Genomic DNA, 1,799 nt, shown 5'->3' with positions numbered 1-1,799 from the left:
ATTGAAATGTCATAAAGAAAGCTCGAGGGAATAGACCCGATGAAAGCTTAGCAACCTACGCCACAAACGAAAGGTGCTACATTCTATCCCAATTAATCGGGAGAAGATAACAACAAGAATCCTCCTAGTTTACTTCTAGTTTTCTTTCTAATATTTCCAGACACAAATCAAAAAATCTTTAAAGATTTGAAAATTGGAAAATAAACCAACATCAATTAAACTACAAAATTTCACCACCGAAAGTGGCGTACTCATTCTTTCTATAAACTTAAGTTATCAGGTTTTTGGGCAAGTTTTGAATACAGCTCCAATCGTTTTGGTTAATCACGCTTTGACCGGAAATTCGCAAGTGGTTGGCGAAAACGGTTGGTGGAATAATCTTATTGGCGACAATAAAACCATCGATACCAATAAATACACCATATTAGCATTTAATGTTCCTGGAAATGGATTCGATAAAACGTACATTGAAAATTACTTAGATTTTACAGCTCGCGACATCGCCAGACTTTTCTTGGAAGGCATTCGATTGCTGAAAGTCAAAGAATTATTCGCTATAATTGGAGGTTCTGTAGGTGGCGGAATTGCATGGGAAATGGTCGCTTTAGAACCTAAATTGACCCATAATTTTTTCCCGATTGCTTCCGATTGGAAATCGACCGATTGGTTGATCGCCAATTGTTATTTGCAAGAAAAAATTCTTTGCAATTCGTCAAAACCTATCGAAGATGCTCGAATTCACGCCATGTTGTGTTACAGAACGCCAGAATCTTTCAAGGAGAAATTCCAAAGAACTTCGACCGATTCGACCGATTCTTTTCAAGTAGAAAGTTGGCTGAATTATCACGGCGACAAATTGCAAAAACGGTTTGAGCTTTCGGCTTACAAAATGATGAATCAGTTGCTTAAAACCATTGATATCACTCGCGGAAGAACCTCTTTCGAAAATTTAATTTCCGAAGTTGATGCCAATATTTATATCATCGGAATCAATTCGGATTTGTTTTTTACAGCGAATGAAAACAGGGAAACCTACCACGAAATAAAAAAGTTTAAGCACAATGTTTTTTATAGCGAAATCGAATCGCAGCACGGACACGATGCTTTTTTAATGGAATACGAACAATTGAACAATTTATTGGATGTTGTTTTTAAAAATAAAAAAAATAGGATGAAAATATTAAAATTTGGCGGAAAATCATTGGCCAACGGAGAAGGAATCAACAAAGTTTTAGATATTATTATCGATAAAAAAAGCAAAGGCGAAAACATTGCCGTTGTAGTTTCGGCACGAGGAAATGCAACGGATGAATTAGAAGATATTTTGACCATTGCGACCAAAAATGGCAATTATAAACCTTTGGTTGAAAGTTTCAAAAACTATCAACAAGATATTTATACAAACGTAGATTTGTCGGAAGAATTTGCATTATTAGACAAGCTTTTCGAAGGTGTAAGTTTGATTGGCGATTATAGCGAAAAAATTAAAGATCAAGTTTTAGCTCAAGGCGAATTGCTTTCGGCAAAATTAATTACTGCGATTTTGAATGGAAAGGGTATAAAAGCTCGTTTTACAGATTCCAGAGAATTGATAAAAACCGATTCAAATTATGGTGATGCTCAACCATTAGAGCAAATTTCTAAGAAAAATGTAGTCCATTATTTCAAAGAAAATAACGATACAATAAATATTATTACAGGTTTTATTGGGTCAAATAATAGTGGAGACACCACGACTTTAGGCCGAAACGGCAGCAATTATACCGCTTCGTTGATTGCCAATTATATCGATGCCGAAG

The 1,799-nt window shown here is 35.3% G+C and carries 1 protein-coding gene and 1 riboswitch; the gene reads left to right on the top strand.

From position 1 onward, the window contains the following. Nucleotides 1-6: 6 nt before the first annotated feature. A riboswitch (SAM riboswitch) is annotated at nucleotides 7-113 on the top strand. Nucleotides 114-193: 80 nt separating this feature from the next. After that, nucleotides 194-1,799 (top strand): alpha/beta fold hydrolase (locus tag EKL98_RS15490; protein WP_126563100.1); only part of this gene is annotated, 1,606 nt, incomplete at its 3' end.

The sequence above is a fragment of the Flavobacterium bomense genome (genome assembly GCF_003970355.1).
Note: the sequence above shows the minus strand (reverse complement) of the source record. Positions and strands in the feature narration are given on the sequence as shown.